The sequence below is a fragment of the Variovorax sp. P4_D9 genome (genome assembly GCF_056401695.1).
The window spans coordinates 1-2,276 of the sequence record NZ_JBFUIU010001140.1; the positions used below are offsets into that span (position 1 = coordinate 1).

Consider the following 2,276-nt stretch of genomic DNA (forward strand, 5'->3'; position numbering starts at 1 on the left):
CCTTCAATCCCTCGCTGGAGCAGTTGACGGCCACCACCGGTTCGACGCTGCCGCTGCCGCCTCAGGAGAACAAGTCCTACGAGGCCGGCGGCAAATGGGACTTGAACAACGGCAACCTGTCGCTCAGCGCCGCCGCGTTCCAGATCACGCAGACCAACGCGCGCTCGCAGAATGCCGACGGCAGCTACAGCGCGACCGGCACCATCCGCGTCAACGGCGCGCGCGCCGGCGCGGCCGGCCGCATCAGCGAGCAGTGGCAGCTGTTCGGCGCCTACACCTATCTCGACGCCACCATCATCGACGGCATCGCGCCCGGCACCCAGGGCAAGACGCCGGCCAACACGCCGAAGAACGCGGCCAGCCTGTGGGCGGTCTACAGCATCTCGCCGCTGTGGGAGGTCGGCGGCGGCGCGACCTATGTGGGCCCGCGCTATGCCAACAACACCGACCTGGTGTCGGTGCCCGGCTACACCCGCTTCGATGCGATGGTGGCTTACCATCAGCCGAAATACGATCTGCGCCTCAACCTCTTCAACCTGACCAACAAGATGTACTGGGATGCGCTGATTCCGTCCGATGGAGGTCGTGCCATTCCCGGTTCGGGCTTCACCGCGATGCTGTCCTTCAACTACCGCCTTTGACGCGAGACCCGGTCTCGCGCTTTCGAATCCGGCCCGGCCCATGCTGATCTGCATACCMAAAATCCTCGATGCCGATGCCCTGGCGGCGGTGCGAGCGCACCTCGACGCCGCGGGCGACGCCTGGGTCGACGGCCGCATCACGGCCGGCCACCAGGGTGCGCCGGTCAAGTTCAACCAGCAGATCGACGAGCGTGCCCCGGTGGCGCACGCCTGCCAGGACATCGTGGCCGCCGCGCTGGAGCGCCACCCGACCTTCATCAGTGCGGCGCTGCCAAACATGCTGTATCCGCCGATGTTCAACCGCTATGGCGAAGGCATGGGCTTCGGGCTGCACGTGGATGGCGGAGTGCGCATCCACCCGCACAACGGGCGCAAGCTGCGCACCGATCTGTCGGCGACCCTGTTCCTGTCGGAGCCTGCGAGCTATGACGGCGGCGAACTGCAGATGGAGGGCACGCACGGCATGCAGAGCGTCAAGCTGGCGGCTGGCGATCTGGTGCTGTATCCGGCCACCAGCGTGCACCGCGTCACGCCGGTCACGCGGGGCACGCGACTGGCCTGCTTTTTCTGGGTCCAGAGCCTGGTGCGCGACGCCGGCGACCGCGCGCTGCTGTTCGACATGGACAACGCCATCCAGCGGCTCAACCAGAGCGGCGCCGACGAGGCCGCCCGGCGCACACTGACCGGCGTGTATCACAACCTGCTGCGCAAGTGGAGCGACACCTGAGCCAGCTGCTTCGGTTCAGCTGGACAGCCACTTAGACCGCAGCGCGCGCCGCTCGGGCGATCGCGCCCAGCGTGCCTTCGGAGTCGATGAAGAGGTGCTCCCATGAGGGAAACTTTATGGGAGCGGGCGGGCCTTCAGGGTACCGTCGGCCATCAGCATCGCGATCACGTCGAGCAGCGCGCTGCGAACCGCCTCTCCGGCCGGCGTGAGGGGATGGTCGACCATCCACAGTGCGCTCGATGCTCGCTCGACGATGTCGCGCGCCACCACGCCGAAGGCCTCGGCATCCGAGAAGGCGTTGCGCGGCATGATTGCGAAAGCCAGGCCCTCCTGCACCACCCGGCGGTAGAGCTCCGGATTGTTGAGTTCGTACTGCAAGTTGAGCGTGCAACTGTGCGCCATCGCCGTGCGCTCGATGAGCTTGCGCAGGTCGTGGTCGCGGTCGGGCGCGACGAGCGGACGGTCGCCGATGTCCGACGACGATCACGGTGTAGCCACTGTCGCGCAGGCCTTCGCCCACGGCGCGCGCCACCCGTCGGTGGCGCCGCCGGCCGCATAGCTCACGAGCACGCGCAACGTCTTGACCTGCGCGAGGGAGATGCCGGGCAAGCCGGCACGTGCCCACCATGATCCAGCTGACCACCGACCACCCCGATGCCGGGCAGTACGACCTCGGCAGCGTGAGGGTGCTGAGCTACGGCGGATCGGTGATCAGCGAGGGCGTGCTCCAGCGGGCCATGAAGCGATTTCCCGGCGCCAGCTTCGTCCAGGCCTACGGCATGACGGAGTTGTCGCCCTGCGCAACCTACCTGAGCTTTGCCGACCATCGGAGCGATCCGCCAAGCCCGGCCTGCTGCGCTCTGCCGGCCGCGCCACGCTCACCACCGAAGTCCGGATCGTCGATGCGC

The 2,276-nt window shown here is 67.6% G+C and carries 5 protein-coding genes; 3 read left to right on the forward strand and 2 right to left on the reverse strand.

All coding sequences use genetic code 11. The annotated features are described in order from the left end of the window. On the forward strand, positions 1-641 hold a 641-nt coding region (locus AC1DY5_RS52060), incomplete at its 5' end, for a TonB-dependent receptor (RefSeq protein ID WP_478122089.1). Between the two features lie 40 nt (positions 642-681). Then, positions 682-1,368, forward strand: coding sequence for a Fe2+-dependent dioxygenase (locus tag AC1DY5_RS52065; protein ID WP_478122090.1), 687 nt, complete (start codon positions 682-684; stop codon positions 1,366-1,368). A 114-nt stretch (positions 1,369-1,482) separates the two neighbouring features. Here the strand turns inward: AC1DY5_RS52065 and AC1DY5_RS52070 are convergent, their stop codons facing one another. Both AC1DY5_RS52070 and AC1DY5_RS52075 read right to left on the reverse strand, forming a co-directional pair. Then, entirely contained in the window at positions 1,483-1,839 is a 357-nt protein-coding gene (locus AC1DY5_RS52070; RefSeq protein ID WP_478122093.1) for a LysR substrate-binding domain-containing protein, read from the reverse strand. A gap of 12 nt (positions 1,840-1,851) precedes the next feature. Next, positions 1,852-1,977: a hypothetical protein gene (locus tag AC1DY5_RS52075; protein WP_478122091.1), complete on the reverse strand. Its 126-nt coding sequence runs from the start codon at positions 1,975-1,977 to the stop codon at positions 1,852-1,854. Between the two features lie 17 nt (positions 1,978-1,994). Between AC1DY5_RS52075 and AC1DY5_RS52080 the strand changes: the two genes are divergently transcribed. Continuing rightward, positions 1,995-2,276 (forward strand): AMP-binding protein (locus AC1DY5_RS52080; RefSeq protein ID WP_478122092.1); only part of this gene is annotated, 282 nt, incomplete at its 3' end.